Origin of the sequence: Bradyrhizobium sp. B039, from assembly GCF_038965675.1 — a bacterium.
Taxonomy (GTDB): domain Bacteria; phylum Pseudomonadota; class Alphaproteobacteria; order Rhizobiales; family Xanthobacteraceae; genus Bradyrhizobium; species Bradyrhizobium diazoefficiens.
Map to the genome: position 1 here is coordinate 1,784,529 of NZ_CP152416.1, position 24,144 is coordinate 1,808,672.

Here is a 24,144-nt window from a genome sequence, read left to right on the forward strand (position 1 = left end):
ATTTGCGGGAAAACCGCGCTTGCCTGCCGTTGCCCTGCCCGAAAGATTAAGGTATCCCAGCCCCAGAATTCGACTTTCGACTGGGGACAATCCATGGCTGACCATAGCGAAGTGGCGTACACCACTGCCGACGGCAACGACTACGTTGCCCACGAGCAGACCTATGAGGGCTTCATCAAGCTGGTGAAATACGGCACGGCCTCGGTCGCGCTCATCGTGATCCTGATGGCGATCTTCCTCACCTGATCCATCGTCTGCCGCACCGACAGCGCCGTCGGTGCCCATAAAATTTGCATTCAAACCGGTGCCAAAACCGGTATCCAACGTTGCGGGAGTGACGCTAAGTTTGCGTGCGCGCTTTTTCCCGCGCCGCCGGAGGGCCTATGAAGATCGCCGTTGCCAAGGAAATCGATCCGTCGGAGCCGCGCGTTGCCGCTTCGCCTGATACGGTGAAGAAGTTCAAAGCGCTCGGCGCCGAGATCGCCGTCGAGCCGGGCGCCGGCCTCAAGTCGGGGCTGCCGGACTCCGAATTCACCGCCGTGGGTGCCACCGTCAGCACTGACGCGCTGAAGGACGCCGACATCATCATCAAGGTGAAGCGCCCCGAGGCATCGGAGCTTGCGCAATACAAGCGCGGGGCGCTCGTCATCGCCATCATGGACCCTTACGGTAACGATGCCGCGCTGAAGGCGATGGCCGATGCCGGCGTTTCCGCCTTCGCGATGGAATTGATGCCGCGCATCACGCGCGCGCAGGTGATGGACGTGCTGTCCTCGCAGGCCAACCTCGCCGGCTACCGTGCCGTGATCGAGGGCGCCGAAGCCTTCGGCCGCGCCTTCCCGATGATGATGACCGCGGCCGGCACCGTGCCCGCCGCAAAGGTGTTCGTAATGGGCGTCGGCGTCGCCGGCCTCCAGGCGATCGCGACCGCGCGCCGCCTCGGCGCCATCGTCACTGCGACCGACGTACGGCCCGCGACGAAAGAGCAGGTGGAATCGCTCGGCGCCAAGTTCCTCGCCGTCGAGGACGAGGAGTTCAAGAACGCGCAGACCGCGGGCGGCTACGCCAAGGAAATGTCGAAAGAGTATCAGGCCAAGCAGGCCGCGCTCACCGCCGAGCACATCAAGAAGCAGGACATCGTGATCACCACGGCGCTGATTCCGGGCCGGCCGGCGCCCATGCTCGTCTCGGGCGAGATGGTCAAGTCGATGAAGCCGGGTTCGGTGCTGGTCGATCTCGCCGTCGAGCGCGGCGGCAATGTCGAGGGCGCGAAGCCGGGCGAGGTCGTCGACCTCGATGGCATCAAGATCGTCGGCTACACCAATGTCGCAGGCCGCGTCGCGGCCTCGGCCTCCAGCCTCTACGCGCGCAATCTGTTCTCCTTCATCGAGACCATGGTCGACAAGAAGGAGAAGAAGCTCGCCGTGAATTGGGACGACGAACTCGTCAAGGCGACCGCGCTGACCAAGGACGGCGCTGTCATCCACCCGAACTTCCAGCCGAAGGTCTAAGGAGAGCCGCCATGGAGCATGCAGCACAGGTCGTCGACCCCTTCGTCTTCCGGCTGTCGATCTTCGTTCTCGCCGTCTTCGTCGGCTATTTCGTGGTGTGGTCGGTGACGCCGGCGCTGCATACGCCGCTGATGAGCGTGACCAACGCGATCTCCTCGGTGATCGTGGTCGGTGCGCTGCTCGCCGGCGGCGTCGCGAACGTCTCGAGCGGCTCGGGCTGGGCACGCGCCTTCGGCTTCGTGGCGCTGATCTTCGCCTGCGTGAACATCTTCGGCGGCTTCCTTGTCACCCAGCGCATGCTGGCGATGTACAAGAAGAAGTCGAAGTAAGCGGCCACCTCGGGCTGAAGGGATCAATGGGGACCTGAGATGAACGCCAATCTCTCTGCATTCTTGTATCTCGTGGCGGGGGTGCTGTTCATCCTGTCGCTGCGGGGATTGTCGAGCCCGGCCTCTTCGCGCCAGGGCAATTTGTTCGGCATGATCGGCATGGCGATCGCGGTCGCCACCACGCTCGCCAACCATCCGCCGGCTGACGGCCTGGCCTGGGTGCTGGTCATCGTCGGCATCGCCATCGGCGGCGCCATCGGCGCGGTCATCGCGCGCCGCGTGCCGATGACCTCGATGCCGGAACTGGTCGCTGCCTTCCACTCGCTGGTCGGCATGGCCGCGGTGCTGGTCGCTGCCGGCGCGTTCTACGCGCCTGAAGCGTTCGACATTGGCACGCCCGGCAACATCCATGGCCAGAGCCTCGTTGAAATGTCGCTCGGCGTCGCCATCGGCGCGCTGACCTTCACCGGTTCGGTGATCGCGTTCCTGAAGCTGTCCGCGCGGATGAGCGGTGCGCCGATCATCCTGCCGTTCCGACACATCATCAACATCGCGCTCGCCGTGGCGCTGGTGTTCTTCATCGTCGGTCTCGTGCTGACCGGCAGCGCGTTCGACTTCTGGATGATCGTTATCCTCGCGTTGGCGCTCGGCGTGCTCATGATCATCCCGATCGGCGGCGCCGACATGCCGGTCGTGATCTCGATGCTGAACTCCTACTCCGGTTGGGCCGCGGCTGGTATCGGCTTCACCCTCGGCAACTCCGCGCTGATCATCACCGGCGCGCTGGTCGGCTCCTCCGGTGCGATCCTGTCCTACATCATGTGCCACGCGATGAACCGGTCCTTCATCTCGGTCATTCTCGGCGGCTTCGGCGGCGAGACGGCTGCCGCCGGCGGCGGCACCGGCGAGCAGAAGCCCGCCAAGCTCGGCTCGGCGGATGACGCGGCCTTCATCATGAAGAACGCCTCCAAGGTCATCATCGTGCCCGGCTACGGCATGGCGGTGGCGCAGGCCCAGCACGCGCTGCGCGAAATGGCCGACATGCTGAAGAAGGAAGGCGTCGAGGTGAAATACGCCATTCACCCCGTGGCCGGCCGCATGCCCGGCCACATGAACGTGCTGCTGGCCGAAGCCAACGTGCCCTATGACGAGGTGTTCGAGCTCGAGGACATCAACTCCGAGTTCGCGCAGGCCGATATCGCCTTCGTGATCGGCGCCAACGACGTCACCAACCCGGCGGCCGAAGAGGACAAGACCTCCCCGATCTACGGCATGCCCGTGCTCCAGGTCTGGAAGGCCGGCACCGTGATGTTCATCAAGCGCTCGCTGGCCTCGGGCTATGCCGGCATCGACAATCCGCTGTTCTACCGCGACAACACCATGATGCTGCTCGGCGACGCCAAGAAGGTCACCGAGAACATCGTCAAGGCGATGTAGCCCGCGAGGGAAGCGGATCGTGGCCATCAACAAGGAATGGCACCGGTCCCATCGCATGCCACCCAAAGCGACGCGCGAGTAGCGCGTCAAATGGCACGCCGCGCATGCGGCGGCGTGCGGCTGCCGCGACGTTCCCGCGAGCATCCGGCTCGACGTCATGAAATTGCTGCGGAGCCGGCGCAAGCCCTGAGCCGGAGACCGGCCGCATCATCATGACCATCGTCAAGTGGATCGCCATCCTGCTCGCGGCCGTCTATTGCGCCGGTCTCGTCGTGCTGTATGTCCGGCAGCGCGAGATGCTGTTTCCGATCCCACCCGTCGGTCGCACCGCTCCGGATGCCGCCGGCCTGCCTGAGGCGGAAGAGCACGTCCTGACCACGTCCGATGCCGAGAAAGTCATCGTCTGGCACGTGCCGGCCAGGCCCGGCCGCCCCGTGATTCTGTATTTTCCGGGCAACGGCGATTTTCTCGCGGGCGGCGTCAGCCGCTTCAAGGCGATGACCGCCGACGGCACCGGCCTCGTCGCGCTGTCCTATCGCGGCTATGCCGGCTCCTCCGGCGCGCCGAGCGAGGAGGGCCTGCTGCGCGATGCCGCGGCCGCCTACGCCTTCACGACGGCGCGCTACGCGGCGGAACGAATCGTCTCCTGGGGCTTTTCGCTCGGAACGGGCGTTGCGGTCGCCATCGCCTCCGAACATCCGGTCCGCAAACTGGTCCTGGAGGCGCCGTACACCTCGACGGTCGAGGTCGCCGCCTCGCTGTTCCGCTTCGCTCCGGTCCGCCTCCTGATGCGCGATCAGTTTCGCTCCGACGAGCGAATTGCGCGCGTCACGGTGCCGCTATTGGTGATGCATGGCACCAATGACCTTGCCATTCCGATCGTGTTCGGAGAGCGTCTGTTCGCGCTCGCGCATGAACCGAAGCAGTTCGTTCGCTTTGCGGGCGGCGGACACGACAATCTTGATGCTTTCGGTGCGATTGAAACAGCAAAGCGCTTCATTGCTTCCTAGACGGCTCGTGATGCTGCGCGGCGGCCTGTCCGTCGCTGCGATCCTCGCGCTGTTGCCGCAGCAGGCATGGGCCGCGACGGAACTCGACGGCGCGGCGATGCGCTGGCCCTATGCACTGCCCTTTGCCGGTCTCCTGCTGTCGATCGCGCTCGGGCCGCTGCTGTTTGCAAAGTTCTGGCACCAACATTACGGCAAGATCGCCGCGGCCTGGTCACTGCTGGCGCTCGGCTCGCTGGTCTGGCTCGCAGGAGGCATGGCGACGCTGGCCGCACTCGTCCACGCCATGCTCGCCGAATATCTCGGCTTCATCGTGCTGCTGTTCTCGCTCTATGTCGTGGCCGGCGGCATTCTCATCACGGGCGACATCAGGGGCACGCCGGCGGCGAATGCCGGCATCCTCGCGCTCGGCACGCTGATGGCGAGCGTCGTCGGCACCACCGGGGCGGCGATGATCCTGATCCGCCCCCTGATCCGGGCCAACCGGCCGCGGCGCCGCAACGCTCATGTCGTCATCTTCTTCATCATCCTGGTCGCCAATGTCGGCGGCGCGCTGAGCCCGCTCGGCGATCCCCCGCTGTTCGTCGGCTTCCTGCACGGCGTCGACTTCTTCTGGACCACGCGGAACATCTGGCTGCAGACGACGATCGTTGCCGGATTGTTGCTGGCGATCTTCGTCGTCATCGACGTCTGGCGCTTCCGTAGCGAGCCGTTGCAGGAAGACGCGGGCCCCGCGAAGCCGCTGCGGATTCGCGGCCTCGTCAACCTCGTGCTGATTGCAGCCATCGTCGCGAGCCTGCTGGCCTCGGCGATGTGGAAGCCCGGCATTGCCTTCGACATTCTCGGAACCAGGCTGGAGCTGGAAGACATCGCCCGCAACGTGGCACTGCTGGCCATTGCGGCGCTGTCGGTGTGGCTGACGCCGGACGAGCACAGGCAGGCCAACGGCTTCACCTGGGAGCCGATCCGCGAAGTCGCAAAGCTGTTCGCGGGCATCTTTGTCGCCATCATCCCGGTCATTGCCATGCTCGATGCCGGGCACCACGGCGCCTTCGCCTGGCTTTTGTCCGCCGTCACGGCACCGGACGGAACGCCGCGCGAGGTCGCCTATTTCTGGTTCACGGGTGTGATGTCGGCGTTCCTCGACAATGCGCCGACCTATCTGCTGTTCTTCGAGCTCGCCGGCGGCGACCCGCAGGTGCTGATGCATGCGCTCTCGGGCACGCTCGCCTCCATCTCCATGGGCGCGGTCTACATGGGGGCGCTCACCTATATCGGCAATGCGCCGAACTTCATGGTCGCCAGCATCGCCCGCGAAAACGGCGTCGAGATGCCGAGCTTCTTCGGCTATCTCCTGCGCGCCGGCGCCGTGCTGATCCCGCTGTTCCTGCTGCTGACCGTCCTGCCGGTCGCACCGCTCCTGCACTGGCATTGAATCTGCCGGCCGATTTGCTACTGCTCGGATCTACAACTGGAGCTGGTGGATGAGCGCGCATAATCCGATGCCACGGTCGGCCTGGATCTTCCCGGCGCTGGCCGTGCTGTTGTTTGCGGCCGTCAGTGCGACGGGCTACGTCTTCACGCTCTCGCTGGGCGGGCTCGTCTTCGCCATCGTCCTTCTGGTCATCCTGTTCGGCACGGTGTTCGCCGCCGTTCATCATGCCGAAGTGATCGCCGAACGGGTCGGCGAGCCCTATGGCACGCTGGTGCTGACGCTCTCGGTGACCATCATCGAGGTGGCCCTGATCACCACGATCATGCTGGGCGACAAGCCGGCGCCGGAACTGGCGCGCGACACCGTGTTCGCCGTGGTCATGATCGTTTGCAACGGCCTCGTCGGGCTCTGCATCTTTATCGGCGGCCTGCGCTATCGCGAGCAGGGTTTTCAGCTCTCCGGGGCCAACGTCTATCTCAGCGTCCTGTTCGCGCTCGCGACCATCACGCTGATCATGCCGAATTACACCACCACCACGCCGGGCCCGGTCTATTCGGCGGTTCAGCTCGGCTTCGTCGACGTGGTGACGCTCGCGCTCTACGCGGTGTTTCTCTACACCCAGACCGTCCTGCACAAGGACTACTTCGTTCATGAACGGGCGGAGGGCGAGGGCGGGGAGGCGCACCCGTCGGCCGGGGCGCTCGCGCTCACCGTGGGGCTGCTCCTGGTCTCGCTCCTGGCAGTCGTGCTGCTGGCCAAGAAATTCTCGCTCGTGGTCGATGCCGTCGCCGCCAGGATCGGCGCGCCGCCGGCCTTTGCCGGCCTTCTGGTCGCGCTCCTGATCCTGATGCCCGAAGGTGTCTCGGCCATTGCGGCGGCCCGCAAGAACGATCTCCAGAAGAGCATCAACCTCGCCCTCGGCTCCTCGCTGGCGACCATCGGTCTCACCATCCCGGCCGTCGGCATCGCTACCTACGCCTTCGACAAGGAGCTCGAACTCGGCCTCAGCGCCCAGGGCAGCGTCCTTTTGCTCCTGACCTTCTTTTTGAGCATGCTGACCTTCGGCACGGGCAGGACCAATGTCCTGTTCGGGCTGGTCCATATGGTGGTATTTGCCGTCTACGTGTTCATGGTTTTCGTGCCCTGAAGCGCGGTCGCGCTTCTGGTTATTGTTTGAGCATGGTCTTTCCGGAAAACCGCCCCACACTTTTCCGGATCATGCCTGAAGGAGTTCCCGATGCTTGCCGCCAAGTCCGAGGTTCAGATCGACAACGAAGAGGTCCGGGTGACCGAATGGCGGCTCGCCCCGGGCAGCGCGACCGGGCATCACACCCACGGGATGGACTATGTGATTGTTCCCATCGTCGCCGGCGAAATGACCATCGTGGCCCCCGGCGGCGAGCGTTCCAAGGCGCAGCTTGCGGCCGGAAAATCCTACTTCCGCAAAGCCGGCGTCCAACACGACGTACTTAACGAAACCTCAACTGAGATCGTGTTCCTTGAGATCGAGCTGAAGCTGTAAGTCCGGCGTTACCGTTTGCCATCGATCCGTCGCAGTTGATCCCTTACAATGCCCCAAAGTTCCCGCATCAGATCGCGCGGGGAGTGGCCGAGAAATGCTGAAATACCTCGCTAAAATCTCGATGGATATTTTCCCCTCGGTGCTCGCGACGATCATCGGGGCGTACATTGTTAATCACTACATCAACGCCAAGCCGGCGGCCGATACCCCTACGGCCGTGGTGGCACCCGCCGAGGCTGGCAAGAACGGGAAGCCCGCCGACGTCGCCAACCTGCCGGCGCCCGGCGTCAAGGCCAAGGGTGTCTCCGAAAAGAGCGTTTCCGAGAAGACTGCGACGGACAAGGCTGCGGCCGAGAAACCCGCCGACAAGCCTGAGACCAAGGCTGCGGACGTCGCTCCCGCCGACACCAGCTCGCATGGCCGCCCCCCGGCGCGCGAGAAAGCGGCCGCGAAGTCGATCCCGGCAGCTACCGCCCCGGTGGTGGAGGCCAATTCTGCGCCGGCCGCGGCGTCCCCGGCTGCGGCCCCCGACGCCAACGATCTGGCGCGTGCCGCCATCGAGCGTCTTCGCAAGTCGCCTGAGGGCAAGGCTGCCGAAGCCAAAGCCGCCGAGACCAAGCCGGTCGAGCGGACCCCCGAGCCCGCGGTGCGCGAGGCCACCCGCGTCCCCGAGGCCCCGCGTGTCGTCACGACGGAGCCGTCCGCGGTCCGTCCGCTGCCGCCGCCGATCACGGTGTCCACGCCCTCGCCCGAGCCGTATGGCAATGGCGGTCCGTCGCCGTCCTACACGGCCTCGGTCGGCAATGACGACCCGAATCGGATCACGCCGCCGGCTGACATTCCCGTGCCGGCGATCGCGCCTCCGCTCGATCTGCGTGCCGATGCCGATGCCGGTGTGTCCGTGCCGCGGCCGAAGAAGACCAATGTCGCCGACGAGATGCTGTCCGGCGTCAAGTCGATGTTCCACGCCGTTCTGCCGAAGAGCGCCACCCCCGACTAAGACGGCCCTTGCGCCGCGCTGTCAGCCGCCGACGCGGGCGAGGCCGCTGCGGGCGGTATCGTCGCGTGGACGAAGTGCGACCGCCTTGGTGTAGGACGCTGCCGCCTTGGCCTTGTCACCCAGCCGCTCATAGGCCTGCCCGCGCGCGGTCCAGACCTGGGCATTGTGCGGATCGGCCTCGGAAGCCTCGTCGAGATCGGCCGTAGCCTCCTTGATCTTGCCTAGGGCGAGATGGCTGATGGCGCGGCCGAGCAGGGGCTCGGCCTTTTGCGGGTTGAGCCCGCTCGCGGCGGTGAAATCGGCGACGGCGAAATCGTGCTGGTTGTTGCCCTGGTAGATCAGCGCGCGACCATACAGCGCCTGCGCGTTGTAGGGATCGAGCCCGACCGCGCGATTGAATTCGTCGAGCGCTGCTGCCGTCTCGCCTGACTTGGCCAGGGCTTGGGCCTTTGCGGTGTGGGTCTGGGCCTCAGTGACGTTGCCAGGGCTGACCGCGCTCTCCGTGGCGGCCGCCGCCTTGGGGGCCTCCTGCGGCTTTTCCTTCTCCGGCATCAGCGATCCCAGATCGAAGGAGCAGCCGCATAGTGCGATCCCCATCAAGGCCAGTGCGAACGGTTGCTGCCAGATCTGGCGCAGTCGCGCCAAGCCACGCTCGGGGAAAGGGGAGGCCATCTACGGTTCGCTCGCGCTAGAGCATGATCCGGACCCGAAGGGCCGCGTCAGCGCAAAGTGTGCCGCGGTTTTCCGAAAAGATCATGCTCAAACAACAATCTAAAGCGCGACGACCAACCTCGTCGCGCTTTAGCGCCGCATCGGTAGTGCCCCGTCCCAGAAAGGCACCGCTCACAAACAATAACGCGGGCCAGCGGCCCGCGTTATCGAAAACTGAGGTCTTACAAATTCGGCAAATCAGCGCGGTCCGCGCGGACCAGCACCCGGGCCGCCACGGCCGCCGCGCTCACCACCGGCGCCAGCGCCGAACACCGGCTTCGGCTTCATCGGCAGCAGGCCTTCACGCTGGAGCTTCTTGCGGGCCAGCTTGCGCGCGCGGCGCACGGCTTCGGCCTTTTCGCGGGCCTTCTTCTCAGAGGGCTTTTCGTAGTGACCGCGGAGCTTCATCTCGCGGAAAATACCCTCGCGCTGCATCTTCTTCTTCAGCGCCTTGAGGGCTTGATCGACATTGTTATCGCGAACGAGAACCTGCACGCGGCATCCTCTTCAGTGGATCGGATTTGAATTCTGGTAAGTCAAAGGGGATGGCAAAACGCACAAGCCCTTAGCCTTGAGCGCGCGGATGTATCAGACAAAACCCTGGATGTCCACCAGCCAAGCGGGTTTTCGGGCCAAGTTCAGCCATTAAATGGGGCGAAAATACCTCTGTGCGGCCCCGATTTGGGAGATTTGGTGCCTTTGGCGGGGCGGCGACCGGAGCTTTGTTCCGGAAACTTTGAAATGAGGGGACGACACATGGATATGAAGAAATATGCTGCCGAGGCCATCGGCACCTTTTGGCTCACATTCGCAGGTTGTGGCAGCGCGGTGATCGCGGCCGGTTTCCCGCAGGTCGGAATCGGCCTGGTCGGCGTGTCCCTGGCTTTCGGCTTAAGCGTCGTCACCATGGCCTACGCGATCGGTCACATCTCGGGCTGTCATCTCAATCCGGCCGTCACGGTCGGCCTTGCCGCCGGCGGGCGCTTTCCGGCCGGACAGATCCTGCCTTACGTGATTGCGCAGGTCTGCGGTGCGATCGTTGCCGCCGAACTGCTCTACATCATCGCCAGCGGCGCCCCAGGCTTCGACGTCACCAAGGGCTTCGCGTCGAACGGGTACGACGCGCATTCGCCCGGCCAGTACAGCATGATGGTCTGCTTCCTCACCGAGGTGGTGATGACCATGATGTTCCTGTTCATCATCATGGGTGCCACCCATGGCCGCGCGCCCGCGGGCTTCGCGCCGCTCGCGATCGGGCTTGCGCTGGTGATGATCCATCTCGTCAGCATTCCCGTCACCAACACGTCGGTGAACCCGGCGCGCAGTACGGGCCCCGCGCTGTTCGTCGGCGGCTGGGCGATGGCGCAGCTCTGGCTGTTCTGGGTCGCGCCACTGATCGGCGGCGCGCTTGGCGGGGTGATCTATCGCTGGCTCAGCGAGGAGCCCACCGGCGTCGTCGCAGGCGCGAAGGCGGCCTAGAGCGTTTTCGAGCGAAGTGGATACCGGTTCGCGTCAAGACAACGCGTCAAGACAAAATCCAGTCGGCAAGGGATCGCGGCGGTTGCCGCGCTCCCGTCACTTGTCCCGGGGCGGCCGGACCTCGGTGACATGGCCCATCTTGCGGCCGGGGCGCGGTGCGCCCTTGCCATAGATGTGGATGGTCGCGCCCGGAACGCTCAGCCACTTCTCGTAATCGTTGATCTCGTCGCCGATCAGATTGGTCATGGTGACGATCTCGCCGTGGCGCACCGGCTTGCCGAGCGGCCAGCCGGCAATGGCGCGGATGTGCTGCTCGAATTGCGAGACGGAGGCGCCGTCGAGTGTCCAGTGTCCGGAATTGTGCACGCGCGGGGCGATCTCGTTGACCAACACCTTTGGTCCGGTGCCATTGGCGAGCACGAACATCTCCACCGCCAGCACGCCGACATAGTCGAGCGCGCTTGCGATCTTGCTTGCGATGCTGCGCGCCTCTTCGGCGAGCGCGTCCGGGATCGGCGCGGGCGCGCGCGATATCTTCAGGATGTGGTCGCGGTGCTCGTTCTCGGTGACGTCGAAACATTCCACCTGGCCCGCGACCGAGCGCGCGGCGATCACGGAGATCTCGCGCTCGTACGGCACGAAGGCCTCCAGGATCGCCGATTTGGTGGCGAGGCTGGTCCAGACCTTGGCGATGTCGTCGCCCGCGCGGATGATGGCCTGGCCCTTGCCGTCATAGCCGAAGCGGCGGGTCTTCAGCACGGCCGGAAGACCGATCCTTAAAATCGCCTCGCGCAACGAGGGGACGGAGGTGACGTCGGCATAGGCTGCGGTGCCGATGCCGAGCCGCGTCACGAAATCCTTCTCGGCGAGCCGGTCCTGGGTGGTCTCCAGGATCTTGCGGTTGGGCAACACCGGGCGGCGCGCGTCCAGCACCATCGCGGCGGCCGCCGGGACGTTCTCGAATTCGTAGGTGATGACGTCGACGTCGTTGGCGAACAGCTCGAGCGCCTCGACGTCGGCATATTCGGCGCAGGTCGCGTTCAGCACGACGTCGAAGGCCGGCGAGTCCGGATCGGGCGAGAACACCTGGCAGCGCAGTCCGAGCCGCGCCGCGGCCATGGCCAGCATCCGCCCCAATTGTCCGCCGCCGAGGATTCCGATGGTGTCGCCGGGCTTCAGCTTCACCTGCTTTGCGTCAGTCACGCCTTGTCCTCCGGGCGCTCGGCGACCGCCTCGGTCTGTGCCTTGCGCCAGGCGGCGAGGCGGTCGGACAAGGCTGGGTCGGACAGCGCCAGCACGGCGGCAGCAAGCAGCGCCGCGTTGATCGCGCCGGCCTTGCCGATGGCAAGGGTGCCGACCGGGATGCCCGCGGGCATCTGCACGATCGAATAGAGCGAATCGACGCCCTTGAGCGTCTTCGATTCGACGGGAACACCGAAGACCGGGAGCTCCGTCAGCGCCGCCGCCATGCCCGGTAAATGTGCAGCGCCGCCCGCACCGGCGATGATGATCTTGTAACCCGCCGCCTTCGCGCCCTTGGCGAAAGCGACCAGCCGGTCGGGGGTGCGGTGTGCCGAAACGATGCGGGTCTCGGCGGCAACGCCGAGCGCCTCCAGCGTGTCGGCGGCATGCCGCATCGTGTCCCAGTCCGACTGGCTTCCCATGATGATGGCGATCGGCGCGGTCATGACGTTAATTGTGCTCGGGAAAACAGAAACATAGGCCAGATTAACGGTTCCGGCCGGCGGCTCGCAAGGCGGTGGCAAGGAGAAGGGAATGCACTATCCTGTCTTGGTGAATCCCCGCAAGCCTTCATTGAGCAGGATGCCCATGAAGAAACCAAAAAGGGCGAGCGCTGCGAAGGCCAAAAAGGGCCGGAAAATCAGCGCCAGCCGGTCCAAACCTGCCACCAAGCGTCCGGCCAAGCCGCCGCGGCGCGGAGCGTCGCTTGATGGCACCAAGGATAGTGCAAAGATCATCCGCGGGCTGCGGAGCAAGCTCAAGGCGGCGGAGCGGCGGGTCGCGGAACTGGAAGCTGCCGCCGACACCGATTTCCTGCTCGAGATTCCGAACCGGCGCGGCTTCGAGCGCGAGCTCACACGCGCCATCGCCTACATGAAGCGCTATCGCGCCACCGGCGCGCTGATCGTGCTCGATGTCGATCGGCTGAAGCCGATCAACGATTCCTTCGGCCACGCCGCCGGCGACGAGGTGCTCAAGGCGATCGTCGGCGCGCTGACGCGGCAGGTCCGCGCCTCCGACGTGGTCGGCCGGCTCGGCGGCGACGAGTTCGCGCTGCTGCTGTGGAATCTCAACGAGACCGATGCCACGGCGAAGGCCGCGGCCTTCGAGCAGACGATCGACGAATTATCCTTCGTCTTCCGCAGCCAGAATGTGACCGCGGGCGCCTCCGCCGGCGTCGCGTTGCTGGGGGCGCATTCCGACGCAGGCCGCGCCTTGGAGGAGGCGGATGCCGCAATGTATGTGCGCAAGGCGCGCCGGCGGCACGAGCCGCGGATCAGGCTGGTCAGCAACTGAGCATGATCCGGACCCGAAGGGCCGCGCTAGCGCAAAGTGTGCAGCGATCTTCCTCGCGACAAATGCGAAACGCGTTTGCGCGGAGATCATGCTCAAACAATAAATGCCCTACAACGTGGCCAGATCTTCCGGCACGTTGCCGAACTTGCGCAGCAGCGTCGCGTCGCCGAATTCGCCGGTCATGGGATCGCCGCTGCGGCAAAATGCGACCGCGCCGATGTGGCCGGCGCCGCGCGCCAGAATTTCGGCGCGCCGCAGCGCGGCCGTCGAGGACTGACATTCCTCCGCGGCGCCCGCGACCGGCGATCCGTCGTCATCGATCAGGAAGGGCATTGCAACGTAGTAGGTGACGTCCGACATGGCGTTGCTCCGATCATCAACATCAGGCGGCGCTGCTCCGCGCCTTGCTGCGAGAGGTCTCCGGAATGCAGCCGGCTGAAATCGCCGCCTGCAATTCCTCGAGCTCCGCCTCCAGATATTCGTTGGCCATGATCAGCGCCTTGATGGTGCTGCGCAGATTGCCGTCGCACATCGCGATCGCCTGATCGCAGGCCTGTTCATAATGGCTGTTGTCCAAAAGGGCGGTTGCCGACATCTGCGTTGTCCTTGCTAGGTTCCTTGGGCGTTTCTCTGGGGCGTTTCCTGGGGGCGTTTGGTGCCTGAATGTTCCTATTTTGTTCTTTTGGAGTCAAGAGGATTCACCCGGCTCGCCCCGCCGCGAAAAGCCCGCTGGGGATCAGGCGATGATGTCGGGCGTGATCTGGTCTTCGATGAAGGCGATGCGGTCGCGCAACAACAGCTTGCGCTTCTTCAGCCGCTGTAACCGCAATAGGTCGGGGGCAGGCGATTGATGCAGTGCATCGATCGCCGCGTCGAGATCTCGGTGTTCCTGCTGCAACCGGGCGAGCTCGGCTTCGAGTTCGCTCTCGTCTTCATGGGTCATGTCTGCGGTGGCCGAAAAACCGATAGTCGTGAGATTAAGGCTGTGGATGCCCTGTGGAAATTATCGTCCTTGCGCGCCGTGACCGCAAGCGATCTCGGGCCGTCGCTCACCGATCTCTCGCAAGATATTTCGACGGTTCGCTGCGGCGCTGCGCAAGCGCATTGATATCATGGATTTTTCCCAGCGCGGTTCCTTACTCACGCTTCGTTACATATGAATTTTCAAAAATGACAAGGCGACGACGGATATCCATCGACAGAACGAATCGGTGATGTACACTTCGTCGTCCGGATCGAATCCAAGGTCACCCCTACCGAGGAGGTTTCGAATGACAATTCAGGCACATCTGGTTGAATTGGAACGGAAGCATAAAACTCTCGAAAACGAATTGCACGAAGCTCTCGTGCACCTTTCAACAGACGACCTGCAAATTGTTGAGTTGAAGCGCCGGAAGTTGATGGTCAAGGACCAGATCGAGCGTCTGAAGCACACTGGCGACACGCTTCACTAGTAAACCCCGTATTCAGCGTCGAGTTTGATCGTACCCCTTCAGGCAGGGGTGAGTGCTGTTGCGCTCATCCCTGTTGGAAGATGCGAAGCCGCGCAAGGACATTTGCGCGGCGTCCAGAGCTATTTCCGTTCCGACGGAATCGGAACGGAAATAGCTCCGGCTTCTTGTTTGGACGCGTTTTCTTCTTTGCGCGAAGTGGTATCCGCTTCGCTTGAAGACGCTTCAGATATTTGCGAGCTCGGCGACGTGATCGGCGATCGCGAGCGAGGACGTCAGTCCCGGCGATTCGATGCCGAACAGGTTGATCAGGCCTGCCACGCCGTGATCGCGCGGACCCTGCATCAGGAAATCCTGCGTGGCGACCGCCGGCGGCACGATCTTCGGGCGGATGCCCGAATAGCTCGGCATCAACGCGCCGTCAGGCAGCGTCGGCCAGTATCTCCGGATCGCCGGATAGAAGCGCTCGGCGCGTGACGGATCGACCTCGTAGTTGATCGTCTCGATCCACTCGACGTCAGGGCCGAAACGCGCCTGCCCCGCCATGTCCAGCGTCAGATGCACGCCGAGGCCGCCGGGCTCGGGCACCGGATAGATCAGGTGCGAGAACGGCGCCTTGGCGTTGCAGCTGAAGTAATTTCCCTTGGCGAGATAGGCCGGCGGAATCCGGTCCAGCGGCATGCCGTCGATATTGCGCGCCACCGTTGTCGCCGCGAGGCCCGCAGCGTTGACGAGGAGGCTGCATTGCAGCGCCATCGGTGCCGCGCCGCCGGCCTCGACCTCGATCACGCCGGCGGCCGCCTTGGCACGGATCAGCGGGGTGTGAAACGCGAAGGCCGCGCCGGCTTCCTCGGCCTCGCCGCGCAGCGAGAGCATGTAGGCGTGGCTGTCGATGATGCCGGTCGAGGGCGAGAGCAGCGCGGCGTCGCAGGCGAGCGCCGGCTCCAGCGCGCGTGCGGCCTCGCCCGTGAGCAACTGCATGTCGAGCACGCCATTGGCCTCGGCGTGCGCCTTGATCGATTGCAGCTTCTCGGTTTCCTTCGCATTGGTCGCGACGATCAGCTTGCCGCAATTCTTGTGCGGGATGCCGCGCTCGCCGCAGTAGCGGTAGAGCGCGTGCTTGCCGTTGACGCACATGCGCGCCATCCAGCTTCCGGCGCGGTAGTAGATGCCGGCATGGATCACCTCGCTGTTGCGCGAGGAGGTGATGGTGCCGATGGCCTCGGCTTCCTCGAGCACGATGACCTCGCGCCCGGCCTGGGCCAGCTTTCGAGCCACCGCGAGCCCGACCACGCCGGCTCCGATGACGATGCAGTCGACCCTATCCATGGTTGTGCAGGAGGTCCGCTGGAAGCGCCGGTGGCATCAAGCCCGGGAACGAGGGCGCGGGGTGATTTTCCGTTAAGGAAGCATTTATCATGTCAGGGCAATTGCCGTATTTAACGTGACATTTTTCTGTTGCGCGTACAGGCGTTTACCCGATCCAAACCCGTGAGGCCAGACAATCCGACGTTGAAATCGCGGGTGGCTGATGGCTGAGAAGAACTGGCACGCGGACAGCACGATTCTGATTGCTGTGCAGGCCGTCGTGTGCCTGGCCGGCACGGTCGCGCCTGCGCGTGCCTTTGCGCTGTCGGTCAGCTTCGCCCCGCCGAGCTCGCTCGACAACCTCGATCCCAACCTGATCTGGGAAGCCCTGATCGGGGGCATCGTCGTCTGTGCGTTCCTCGTGGCAATCGCGTTGTGGATCCACTCCGCGCTGCGCCGGACCAGGCGGTTGCAGCTGCGGCGCAACGCCTTCGTCTCCTCCGCCATGAACAATCTCAACCAGGGCGTGGTGATGACCGATGCGCAGCGGCGCGTCATCTTCTGCAATGACCGCTATCTCGAGATCTATGGCCTGTCACGGTCGGATCTGTGGGCCGACATGAACGGCCACGACATCCTCGAGCTGCGGCGCAAGCGCGGGGTCCTTGGTGGCGTCTCCGATAAGGAATTCTACGAGAAGGCGGCAAGCGGCAACGGTCTGATCACCGAACTGCCTGACGGCCGGGCCATCCTGGTAAAATACTTTGTGCTGCCGAACGGCGGCTCGGTGGCGACGCATCTCGACGTCAGCGAGGAGCGCAGGCTGTCGCGGCAGCTCGCCTCGACCAAGCAGTTCCTGGAAACGGTGCTCGACAACGTGCCGGCCTGCGTTGCTGCGAAGAACATCGAGGACGGCTGCTACATCTTCGCCAACACCGCCTATGAGCGGTTCTGGGGGGTTACGCGGGACCAGGTCGTCGGCAAGAACGCGCGCGAGCTGTTTGCCCCCGTCTCAGCGGCCAGCATCGAGGCGACCGACCGGGCGGCGCTCAATTCGCCGGACGGCCAGTTCCGTAATGAGTTCGAGGTCGACCGCGGCGGTGAACGGCGCATGGTTGCCTCGATCCGGATCGTGGTCCGCAACGAGAACAACAAGCCCGAATTCCTGATGCTCGTGTTCGAGGACATCACCGACCGCCGCTCACTGTCGCAGGAGCTGGAGAGCACCAAGAAATTCCTCGAGCTCGTCGTCGACAACATCCCGGTGGCGCTGATCGTCGAGCAGGTCAAGGACGGCCGCTATCTGCTCGCCAACCGCAGCGCCGAGACGATCCTCAACCGCAGGCGCGAGGAAGCCACGGGCCTGACCGCGTCCGACATCTTCAATCCCAAGGAAGCCAAGCTGATCATCGCGCGCGACGAGGCTGCGATCAAGAAGCGCGGGATGATCACCGAGGAGCACCCGATCTCCACCAAGGACGGCCTGCGGCTGTTCCTGACCCGGCGCGCCACCGTGCTCAGCGATGCCGGCGAGCCGCAATACCTGATCAAGACCCACGAAGACGTCACCGACCGCCGGCAGACCGAGTCGCGCATGGCGCACATGGCCTATCACGACGGCCTCACCGATCTGCCGAACCGTGCCGCCTTCCTGCAGGCGCTGACTCAGATGATCGAGGCCTGCGAAGGCACCGGCGAGGAGTTCGCCGTCCTCTGCGTTGATCTCGACGGCCTCAAGGAGGTCAACGACGTCTTCGGCCATGCGCTCGGCGACAAGCTCCTGATCGAGGTGGCCCAGCGGCTCCAGGATTCCGCGCGCGGCGGCGTGGTGGCGCGCCTGTCCGGCGACGAGTTCGGCCTGATCATCGACGGCAAGCAGCCGGAGGCGGGTCTTGCGCTGGCGCAGCAGCTCGGCGAAGCCGTCGCGCGGGAATTCCAGATCGACGGCCGGCCAGTCCGTGCCGGCGCCACCACCGGCATGTCGATTTTCCCGCACAATGGCGCCGACGGCGCCTCGTTGCTCGCCAATGCCGGTGCGGCGCTGTTCCGCGCCAAGCAGAAATCGCGCGGCACGATCAGCCTCTACCAGCCGGAGATGGACCAGCAGATCCGCGATCGCCGCGTGCTGCATCAGGACCTGTCGATGGCGATCAAGAACGGCGAGCTCTCGCTCGCCTTCCAGCCGCAGGGGGCCGCCGGCCATAGCGTCGCCGAGAGCGAGATCATCGGCTTCGAGGCGCTGGCGCGCTGGCAGCATCCGGTGCGTGGCCAGGTCTCGCCGGCCGAATTCATCCCGATCGCCGAGGAGAGCGGCCTGATCGTCGAGATGGGCGAGTGGATCCTGCGCGAGGCCTGCCGCGAGGCGGCGTCCTGGCCGAAGCCGCTCCAGGTCGCGGTCAATCTGTCGCCGGCGCAGTTCATGCACGGCGACGTGGTCGGGCTGGTCCATTCGATCCTGATCGAAACCGGCCTGGCGCCCGGCCGGCTCGAGCTCGAGATCACCGAGGGCGTGCTGATCGAGGATTTCGACCGGGGCCTGGCGCTGCTGCGCCGGCTGAAGGCGCTCGGCGTGCGCATCTCCATGGACGATTTCGGCAGCGGCTATTCCTCGCTGAGCTATCTCCAGGCGTTTCCGTTCGACAAGATCAAGATCGACCGCGCCTTCATCATCAATCTCGGCCGCAACCCGCAATCGGCGGCGATCGTGCGCGCCGTCATCGATCTCGGCCACGGCCTCGAAATGTCCATCATCGCCGAGGGCGTCGAGACGCTCGACCAGCTCGCCTTCCTCGCCAAGGAGGGCTGCGACGGCGTGCAGGGCTACCTGCTCGGCAAGCCACTGCCGATCGGGAAGTATGCCGGCCTCGTCGGCCGCGCCGAAGCCATGGAGCTTGCGCTCAAGACCGGCTAGTGATGGGAGCGCTTCGTTTCGCTCGCTCTCGACGGCTTCATGGCGGATTACGACCTTGCGATCATCGGCGGCGGCCTGAACGGTGTCAGCCTCGCGCGCGATGCGGCCGGCCGCGGCCTGCGGGTCATTCTGTTCGAACAGGGCGATCTCGGCGGCGCCGCCTCGTCGGCGACGCCGCGGCTGATTCATGGCGATCTGTCGGTGCTGGAGCGCCGCGGGTTCTGGCGGGTGCGCCGGGCGCTCGCCGAGCGCCGGATCTGGCTCCGGATCGCGCCGCATCTGGTCCGGCCGATGCGCTTCGTGATTCCCGCCCATTCCGAGGAGCGTCCGCCATGGCTGCTGCGGGCCGGCCTGTATGTTTATGACGGCCTCACGAACCGGGGTGGCCTGCCGCCATCAGCGACCCTCGACATTACGCATCATCCGGTCGGCAACGCGCTGAAGCGTCCGTTCGGCACGGCGTTCGAATATTCGGACTGTGTCGTTGACGATTCCCGCCTGGTGGTGCTCACGGCGCTGGATGCCGCCGAACGCGGCGCCGCGATCCATACCGGGGCACGCTGCGTGCGCGCTGACAGAACCGACACATGGCGCCTCGCGGTGGTCGATCGCGGCCACCGCCGCACGATCACGGCGCGGGCGCTGGCCAACGCCACCGGTGGCTGGACGTCGATGGTGGCGGATACCGTGCTGCGGGAGCCGCAGCCCGCCATGGCCGCGATGCAGATGAGCCAGATCATCGTGCCGCGGCTGTTCGATTCCGAGAACGTCTACGTCTTCCAGAACAATGATGGACGGCTGATCTTCGCCCGGCCCCTCGAGCGCGATTTCACGCTGATCGGCACGGTCACGCACGCTTTCACCGGCGATCCTGCGATCGTCGCGATGCCGGGCGCCGACGTCAGCTATCTCTGCGAAGCGGCCAGCCGCTATTTCCGCGAGCGCGTCGCCCCGACCGACGTGGTCCGGACGGTCTCGGGCGTCAACCTGACGCTGGCGTCCGCGCGAGGACGCGACGGCACGGCGCTGTTCCATGCGCGCCGGCGCAAGGCGCCGCTGATCACGATGTTTGGCGGCGATGTCACTACTTCGCGCCTGCGTGCGGAGCGGGGGGTGACGCGGCTGACGCCGTTCTATCCGATGTCGCCGCCCTGGACCGCCGGGGCGGTACTCCCCGGCGGCGATTTCGCCTGGGACCGTTTCGACACCGAAGTCGACCTCGCACGCGATCGCTGGCGCTTTCTCTCGGAGCCGGAGGCCCAACGCCTGGTCGCGGCCTACGGCTCGCGACTGCCGGTCGTGCTGGGGGATGTGAAGAGCCGCGATGAGCTTGGCCCAACCTTTGGCCCTGAGCTGACCGGCGCCGAGGTGCGTTATCTGATGAGCCACGAATGGGCGCGTTTTCCAGAGGACGTCTTGTGGCGTCGCTCCAAGCTCGGTCTGACCATGCCCAAGGCCGATCGTGATCGGCTTGCCGCGTTCATGGCGGATGTGAACGATCGCCCCGAACCGGTTGAGCAAAGGCCGATCGGCCGCTAGCGTGCGGCGGAATCGGGGTTGGCAGGGACCATGGCGGAAGAGTTGCCCGGAACGGACGTCGCGGCGGATACGGCCGCTGGAGCTGCATTTCCCGTAGCGGGTCAGCCGTTGCTGCGCATCGAGGGCGTCGCCAAGACGTTCGGGACGTTCCGGGCCGTGGACGGTGTCTCGCTCGACATCAAGGCCGGCGAGTTTTTCGCGCTGCTCGGGCCTAGCGGCTGCGGCAAGACCACGCTGTTGCGCATGCTCGCCGGCTTCGAGGCGCCGGATGAGGGGCGTATACTGCTTGGCGGCAAGGACATCGCGCAGGCGCTGCCGCATGAGCGTCCGATCAACATGATGTTCCAGAACTACGCGTTGTTTCCGCACCTCTCGGTGCGCGACAACATCGCCTTCGGCCTGAAGCGCGCCGGCTTGGCGCGCGCCGACATCGCCACGCGCGTTGCGGAGATGCTCGCATTGGTGAAGCTCGAGGGCCTGGAGAAGCGCAAGCCCGACCAGCTCTCCGGCGGCCAGCGCCAGCGCGTGGCGCTGGCCCGCGCTTTGGCACGCCGGCCGCAATTGTTGCTGCTCGACGAGCCGCTCGCCGCGCTGGACAAGAAGCTGCGCGAGAGCACGCAAGGCGAGTTGATGGAGCTCCAGCGCCGGCTCGGCATGACCTTCATCATCGTCACCCACGATCAGGAAGAGGCGATGACGATGGCGAGCCGGATCGGGGTGATGAAGGTCGGCAAGCTCGCCCAGGTCGCGAGCCCCCGCGAGCTCTACGAGGCGCCGCGTTCGCGCTGGATCGCGGAGTTCGTCGGCGACATCAATCTGTTCGACGCCGAGTCCAGATTGCGCGACGGCCATCGTCTGGTCATCGGCACGCGTGATGCGGGGACGCTGGTGGTGGCCGAGCCGCGGGAGCCGGTCGGCGCGGGAAAATTGTCGGTCGCGATCCGTCCCGAGAAGGTCAAGCTGTCGCGCCGCGGCCCGGTGAGCGAGGCAGGTTATGAAACGGCGATCAACCGGCTGGACGGCGTGATCGCCGACATCTGCTATCTCGGCGGCACCACCACCTACAAGGTGAAGCTCGACACCGGCGGGATGGTGCAGGCGTCCGTCGCCAACAGCGCGCGCCTCGACGTCGACGCCTACAGCCTGAACCAGCACGTGGTCGCCTGGTTCACGCCCGACGACTGCGTGGTGCTGCCGTCATGAGCGGACGCCGGATCTTCGCGCGACCGGCGCGCTTCGCCGCGATCGCCCCCTATGTCTGGATGGTGCTGCTCTTCCTGGTGCCGTTCGCCTTCGTGCTGAAGATCAGCCTGTCGCAGACCGCGATCGCGCAGCCGCCCTACGAGCCGGTGTTTGACCTGGCGGCGGGATGGGAATCGCTCAAGGCGGCCTTTGCCGCGCTGTCGCTCGACAATTTCAGGCTGCTCGGTTCCGACGACATCTATGTGTACGCCTATGTGCGCAGCCTGACCGTCGCGGTCACGGCGACGGCGCTGCTGCTCCTGATCGGCTATCCCATCGCCTATGGCATGGCGCGGTTGCCGAAGCGCTGGCAGGCGGTGGCGATGGTGCTGGTGATCGTGCCGTTCTGGACCTCGTTCCTGATCCGCATCTATGCCTGGATCAACATCCTCCAGCACGACGGCCTGCTCAACCAGATCCTGCTCGCTCTGCATCTGGTCAGCGAGCCGGTGGTGTGGCTCTCCACCGACACCGCGATGTATATCGGCATCGTCTACTCTTATCTTCCATTCATGATCCTGCCGCTCTATGCCACGCTCGCCAAGATGGAGCCGGCGCTGGAGGAGGCGGCCTCCGATCTCGGCGCGCCGCCCTGGCAGGTGTTCTGGCTCGTCACCTTCCCGCTGTCGCTGCCCGGCGTCGGCGCCGGCGTGCTCTTGTGCTTCATCCCCATCGTCGGCGAGTTCGTGATTCCGGACCTCCTGGCCGGCTCCAATTCGCTGATGATCGGCCAGACCCTGTGGCTCGAATTCTTCACCAACAAGGACTGGCCGGTCGCTTCCGCAGCGGCCATCGTGCTGCTGGTGGTGCTGCTGGTGCCGCTGTTGCTGTACGAACGGCTGCAGAAGCGACAACTGGAACAGGGGCGGTGAGCCGATGCGCAAGGTCTCTCGCCTGTCCCGCTTCAATATCGCCTCGCTCGCGCTGGGGCTGGCGTTCCTCTATCTGCCGATCCTCATTCTCGTCATCTATTCCTTCAACGCCTCGCGGCTGGTGACGGTGTGGGGCGGCTGGTCGCTGCGCTGGTATCACGAGTTCTTCAATGACCGCGCGATGATCGAGGCGGCCTGGATGAGCCTGCGGGTCGCGGTCTCCTCGGCGAGCATCGCCACGCTGCTCGGCACGCTCGCCGCAGTGGCGCTGTCGCGCGGCGAGAGGTTCCGCGGCCGGACACTGTTCTCCGGCATGCTCTATGCGCCGCTGGTGATGCCGGAGGTGATCACCGGACTGTCGCTGCTGCTCTTGTTCGTCGCGCTGAACGCCGAGCGCGGCTTCTGGACGGTGACGATCGCCCATACCACGCTGACGATGTGCTTCGTCGCCGTGGTCGTGCAGTCCCGCCTCGGCTCGCTGGACCGCTCGCTGGAAGAGGCGGCGATGGACCTCGGCTGCAATCCGGTGCGCGCGTTCGCGGCCGTCACGCTGCCGTTGATCGCGCCCGCGATCGTCGCCGGCTGGATGCTGGCCTTCACGCTGTCGCTCGATGATCTCGTGATCGCGAGCTTCACCACCGGTCCGGGCTCGGCCACCTTGCCGATCCGGATCTATTCCGAGGTGCGCCTTGGCGTGAAGCCCGAGATCAACGCGATCTGCACGCTGGTGATCGGCCTGATCGCGGTCGTCATCGTGATTGCTTCGCTCGCTTCGAAGCTGTCGAGCTCGCAGGGCGAGCGCGCGGCGCCGCTGTAGCCGTTCGTGCAGCGTGCCATCCACGCGCCGAGCCTTGTATTGCGGCGCCGAGCTGGCGCAGCGCGAGGCTGTCGAGCGGAAACTCGAGCAGGATGTGGATCAGGCTCAGCGCCAGCAGGAAGGTGAAGCCGAACGCATAGTCGTAGAAATAAAGCGCGGTGGATGCAGCGCTGGCGGCGGCCATCGCTGCCAGCCGGGCCTTCGGCACCTCGGTCCAGCGGATCACGTCGGCTTTGATGAACCAGTTGAGGTAGTGATAGGTGTAGACGAAGGCGAGCAGGCTGGTCAGCCTGGTGTCTAGGACGAGGCCGGGCACACCGAACAGCCGGCCGAGAGCCGGGCCGACATTGCCGAAATAATCCTGGCCGACCCGGGCAAAGCTCGCGATCCGGATTTCGGCGGTCTGCGGCAGCAGCAGGATCGTGGCAATTGCGGCGAGGTAGACGACCACCAGCGTGGCCTGCACGCGGCTGCCGGACCGATAGGCGCCGAGCACCATGAAGATCAGCGTGAACAGCGAGACGTGAACGAGCGTCGGGATCAGGATGCCGATCACGGCGAGCGACGATCCGCTCGAATACATGATCGCGGACAGGGCGATCGCCGCCATGAACAGCAGCATGCTCTCGACCGCGGATGTGGTCGCCGCCAGCATGGCGCAGACGATCAGCGCGCCCCACATCGCGAAGCCGAACCACGAGGCGTTGTCGATCAGCGCCGCGACCACGGCGACGATTGCCAGGGCTACGGCAATCCCGCGGTGAGGCAGATAGTAGCTGCGGTCATGCAGCCAGGATATCTCGGTGAAATAATGCGCCGGGCCGAGCACGACATAGGCCAGCAGCAACAGCTCGAACGGCACCAGATAGGCTGCCGCGAGCGCGAGCAGCATCAGGCCGAGATGGATCGCGTCGTTGCCGCGCATGATGACGAGCCCGTGACAGGGCTTCGAGGTTAGAGCAGGCGTGGACAATCTTCAATTGTCCACGTTGTCGCTCGAACGCACTGCTTGCGGCGACCGGATGCGTCCTGTCG

Annotated in this window: 26 protein-coding genes; 17 read left to right on the top strand and 9 right to left on the bottom strand. The window is 65.1% G+C overall.

Annotated features, from left to right (window positions below; all coding sequences use genetic code 11):
* Nucleotides 1-93 precede the first annotated feature (93 nt).
* From AAFG50_RS08415 to AAFG50_RS08455, 9 genes are all read left to right on the top strand, one after another.
* Entirely contained in the window at nt 94-246 is a 153-nt protein-coding gene (locus tag AAFG50_RS08415) for an aa3-type cytochrome c oxidase subunit IV (RefSeq protein WP_008136857.1), read from the top strand.
* A 137-nt stretch (nt 247-383) separates the two neighbouring features.
* Nucleotides 384-1,511, top strand: a complete 1,128-nt coding sequence (locus tag AAFG50_RS08420) for a Re/Si-specific NAD(P)(+) transhydrogenase subunit alpha (protein ID WP_028173021.1) — start codon at nt 384-386, stop codon at nt 1,509-1,511.
* A gap of 11 nt (nt 1,512-1,522) precedes the next feature.
* Nucleotides 1,523-1,840, top strand: a complete 318-nt coding sequence (locus AAFG50_RS08425) for a proton-translocating transhydrogenase family protein (protein ID WP_011089862.1) — start codon at nt 1,523-1,525, stop codon at nt 1,838-1,840.
* 39 nt (nt 1,841-1,879) lie between these two features.
* Nucleotides 1,880-3,277, top strand: a complete 1,398-nt coding sequence (locus AAFG50_RS08430) for an NAD(P)(+) transhydrogenase (Re/Si-specific) subunit beta (RefSeq protein ID WP_011089861.1) — start codon at nt 1,880-1,882, stop codon at nt 3,275-3,277.
* A gap of 212 nt (nt 3,278-3,489) precedes the next feature.
* Nucleotides 3,490-4,287, top strand: coding sequence for an alpha/beta hydrolase (locus tag AAFG50_RS08435; protein WP_028173022.1), 798 nt, complete (start codon nt 3,490-3,492; stop codon nt 4,285-4,287).
* Nucleotides 4,241-5,719 carry a sodium:proton antiporter gene (locus AAFG50_RS08440; RefSeq protein WP_028173023.1) on the top strand — a complete coding sequence of 493 codons (1,479 nt, stop codon included), beginning with the start codon at nt 4,241-4,243 and terminating at the stop codon, nt 5,717-5,719. The genes AAFG50_RS08435 and AAFG50_RS08440 overlap by 47 nt, the downstream gene beginning before the upstream one ends.
* 49 nt (nt 5,720-5,768) lie before the next feature.
* On the top strand, nt 5,769-6,866 hold the full coding sequence (locus tag AAFG50_RS08445; protein WP_011089858.1) for an ionic transporter y4hA: 1,098 nt from the start codon (nt 5,769-5,771) through the stop codon (nt 6,864-6,866).
* A gap of 90 nt (nt 6,867-6,956) precedes the next feature.
* Nucleotides 6,957-7,241 (top strand): cupin domain-containing protein, encoded by a 285-nt coding sequence (locus AAFG50_RS08450; protein WP_028173024.1) that lies wholly within the window; start codon nt 6,957-6,959, stop codon nt 7,239-7,241.
* A 94-nt stretch (nt 7,242-7,335) separates the two neighbouring features.
* Nucleotides 7,336-8,241 carry a hypothetical protein gene (locus AAFG50_RS08455; protein ID WP_342714162.1) on the top strand — a complete coding sequence of 302 codons (906 nt, stop codon included), beginning with the start codon at nt 7,336-7,338 and terminating at the stop codon, nt 8,239-8,241.
* Nucleotides 8,242-8,262: 21 nt separating this feature from the next.
* On the opposite strand, the gene AAFG50_RS08460 is transcribed toward AAFG50_RS08455, so the two are convergent.
* Nucleotides 8,263-8,913 (bottom strand): tetratricopeptide repeat protein, encoded by a 651-nt coding sequence (locus tag AAFG50_RS08460; RefSeq protein ID WP_028173026.1) that lies wholly within the window; start codon nt 8,911-8,913, stop codon nt 8,263-8,265.
* Nucleotides 8,914-9,150: 237 nt separating this feature from the next.
* The gene (gene rpsU, locus AAFG50_RS08465; RefSeq protein WP_011089854.1) at nt 9,151-9,447 is read right to left on the bottom strand and encodes a 30S ribosomal protein S21; all 297 of its coding nucleotides are present in this window, start codon (nt 9,445-9,447) and stop codon (nt 9,151-9,153) included.
* A 261-nt stretch (nt 9,448-9,708) separates the two neighbouring features.
* Between rpsU and aqpZ the strand changes: the two genes are divergently transcribed.
* On the top strand, nt 9,709-10,431 hold the full coding sequence (gene aqpZ, locus AAFG50_RS08470; RefSeq protein WP_028173027.1) for an aquaporin Z: 723 nt from the start codon (nt 9,709-9,711) through the stop codon (nt 10,429-10,431).
* A 96-nt stretch (nt 10,432-10,527) separates the two neighbouring features.
* Here aqpZ and AAFG50_RS08475 read toward each other — a convergent pair whose 3' ends face one another.
* The gene (locus AAFG50_RS08475; RefSeq protein ID WP_011089852.1) at nt 10,528-11,634 is read right to left on the bottom strand and encodes a 5-(carboxyamino)imidazole ribonucleotide synthase; all 1,107 of its coding nucleotides are present in this window, start codon (nt 11,632-11,634) and stop codon (nt 10,528-10,530) included.
* Nucleotides 11,631-12,119, bottom strand: a complete 489-nt coding sequence (purE, locus tag AAFG50_RS08480; RefSeq protein ID WP_011089851.1) for a 5-(carboxyamino)imidazole ribonucleotide mutase — start codon at nt 12,117-12,119, stop codon at nt 11,631-11,633. The genes AAFG50_RS08475 and purE overlap by 4 nt, the downstream gene beginning before the upstream one ends.
* A 142-nt stretch (nt 12,120-12,261) precedes the next feature.
* On the opposite strand from purE, the gene AAFG50_RS08485 reads away from it, so the two are divergent.
* Nucleotides 12,262-12,969: a GGDEF domain-containing protein gene (locus AAFG50_RS08485; RefSeq protein WP_028173028.1), complete on the top strand. Its 708-nt coding sequence runs from the start codon at nt 12,262-12,264 to the stop codon at nt 12,967-12,969.
* 108 nt (nt 12,970-13,077) lie between these two features.
* On the opposite strand, the gene AAFG50_RS08490 is transcribed toward AAFG50_RS08485, so the two are convergent.
* From AAFG50_RS08490 to AAFG50_RS08500, 3 genes are all read right to left on the bottom strand, one after another.
* The gene (locus tag AAFG50_RS08490; RefSeq protein WP_011089849.1) at nt 13,078-13,329 is read right to left on the bottom strand and encodes a hypothetical protein; all 252 of its coding nucleotides are present in this window, start codon (nt 13,327-13,329) and stop codon (nt 13,078-13,080) included.
* Between the two features lie 22 nt (nt 13,330-13,351).
* Nucleotides 13,352-13,564, bottom strand: a complete 213-nt coding sequence (locus AAFG50_RS08495; protein ID WP_027545542.1) for a hypothetical protein — start codon at nt 13,562-13,564, stop codon at nt 13,352-13,354.
* 141 nt (nt 13,565-13,705) lie between these two features.
* Nucleotides 13,706-13,912 (bottom strand): DUF465 domain-containing protein, encoded by a 207-nt coding sequence (locus AAFG50_RS08500; RefSeq protein WP_011089847.1) that lies wholly within the window; start codon nt 13,910-13,912, stop codon nt 13,706-13,708.
* Nucleotides 13,913-14,240: 328 nt separating this feature from the next.
* Between AAFG50_RS08500 and AAFG50_RS08505 the strand changes: the two genes are divergently transcribed.
* Nucleotides 14,241-14,423, top strand: a complete 183-nt coding sequence (locus tag AAFG50_RS08505) for a DUF465 domain-containing protein (RefSeq protein WP_008131172.1) — start codon at nt 14,241-14,243, stop codon at nt 14,421-14,423.
* A gap of 222 nt (nt 14,424-14,645) precedes the next feature.
* Here AAFG50_RS08505 and AAFG50_RS08510 read toward each other — a convergent pair whose 3' ends face one another.
* Nucleotides 14,646-15,749 (bottom strand): NAD(P)/FAD-dependent oxidoreductase, encoded by a 1,104-nt coding sequence (locus AAFG50_RS08510; RefSeq protein WP_028173029.1) that lies wholly within the window; start codon nt 15,747-15,749, stop codon nt 14,646-14,648.
* Between the two features lie 202 nt (nt 15,750-15,951).
* On the opposite strand from AAFG50_RS08510, the gene AAFG50_RS08515 reads away from it, so the two are divergent.
* From AAFG50_RS08515 to AAFG50_RS08535, 5 genes are read left to right on the top strand one after another with little or no spacing between them, the layout of a single operon-like run.
* Nucleotides 15,952-18,639: an EAL domain-containing protein gene (locus tag AAFG50_RS08515; protein ID WP_028173030.1), complete on the top strand. Its 2,688-nt coding sequence runs from the start codon at nt 15,952-15,954 to the stop codon at nt 18,637-18,639.
* Nucleotides 18,640-18,678: 39 nt separating this feature from the next.
* Nucleotides 18,679-20,178 (top strand): glycerol-3-phosphate dehydrogenase, encoded by a 1,500-nt coding sequence (locus tag AAFG50_RS08520; protein ID WP_039186983.1) that lies wholly within the window; start codon nt 18,679-18,681, stop codon nt 20,176-20,178.
* 30 nt (nt 20,179-20,208) lie between these two features.
* Complete coding sequence (locus AAFG50_RS08525) at nt 20,209-21,381, top strand: ABC transporter ATP-binding protein (protein ID WP_028173031.1); 1,173 nt, start codon at nt 20,209-20,211, stop codon at nt 21,379-21,381.
* A complete protein-coding gene (locus AAFG50_RS08530) occupies nt 21,378-22,292 on the top strand; it encodes an ABC transporter permease (RefSeq protein WP_028173032.1) in 915 nt (304 codons plus the stop codon). The genes AAFG50_RS08525 and AAFG50_RS08530 overlap by 4 nt, the downstream gene beginning before the upstream one ends.
* Nucleotides 22,293-22,296: 4 nt before the next feature.
* The gene (locus AAFG50_RS08535) at nt 22,297-23,109 is read left to right on the top strand and encodes an ABC transporter permease subunit (protein ID WP_028173033.1); all 813 of its coding nucleotides are present in this window, start codon (nt 22,297-22,299) and stop codon (nt 23,107-23,109) included.
* Here the strand turns inward: AAFG50_RS08535 and AAFG50_RS08540 are convergent.
* On the bottom strand, nt 23,042-24,082 hold the full coding sequence (locus AAFG50_RS08540; protein WP_231166637.1) for a hypothetical protein: 1,041 nt from the start codon (nt 24,080-24,082) through the stop codon (nt 23,042-23,044). The two genes, AAFG50_RS08535 and AAFG50_RS08540, sit on opposite strands and share 68 nt — an antisense overlap.
* Nucleotides 24,083-24,144 lie beyond the last annotated feature (62 nt).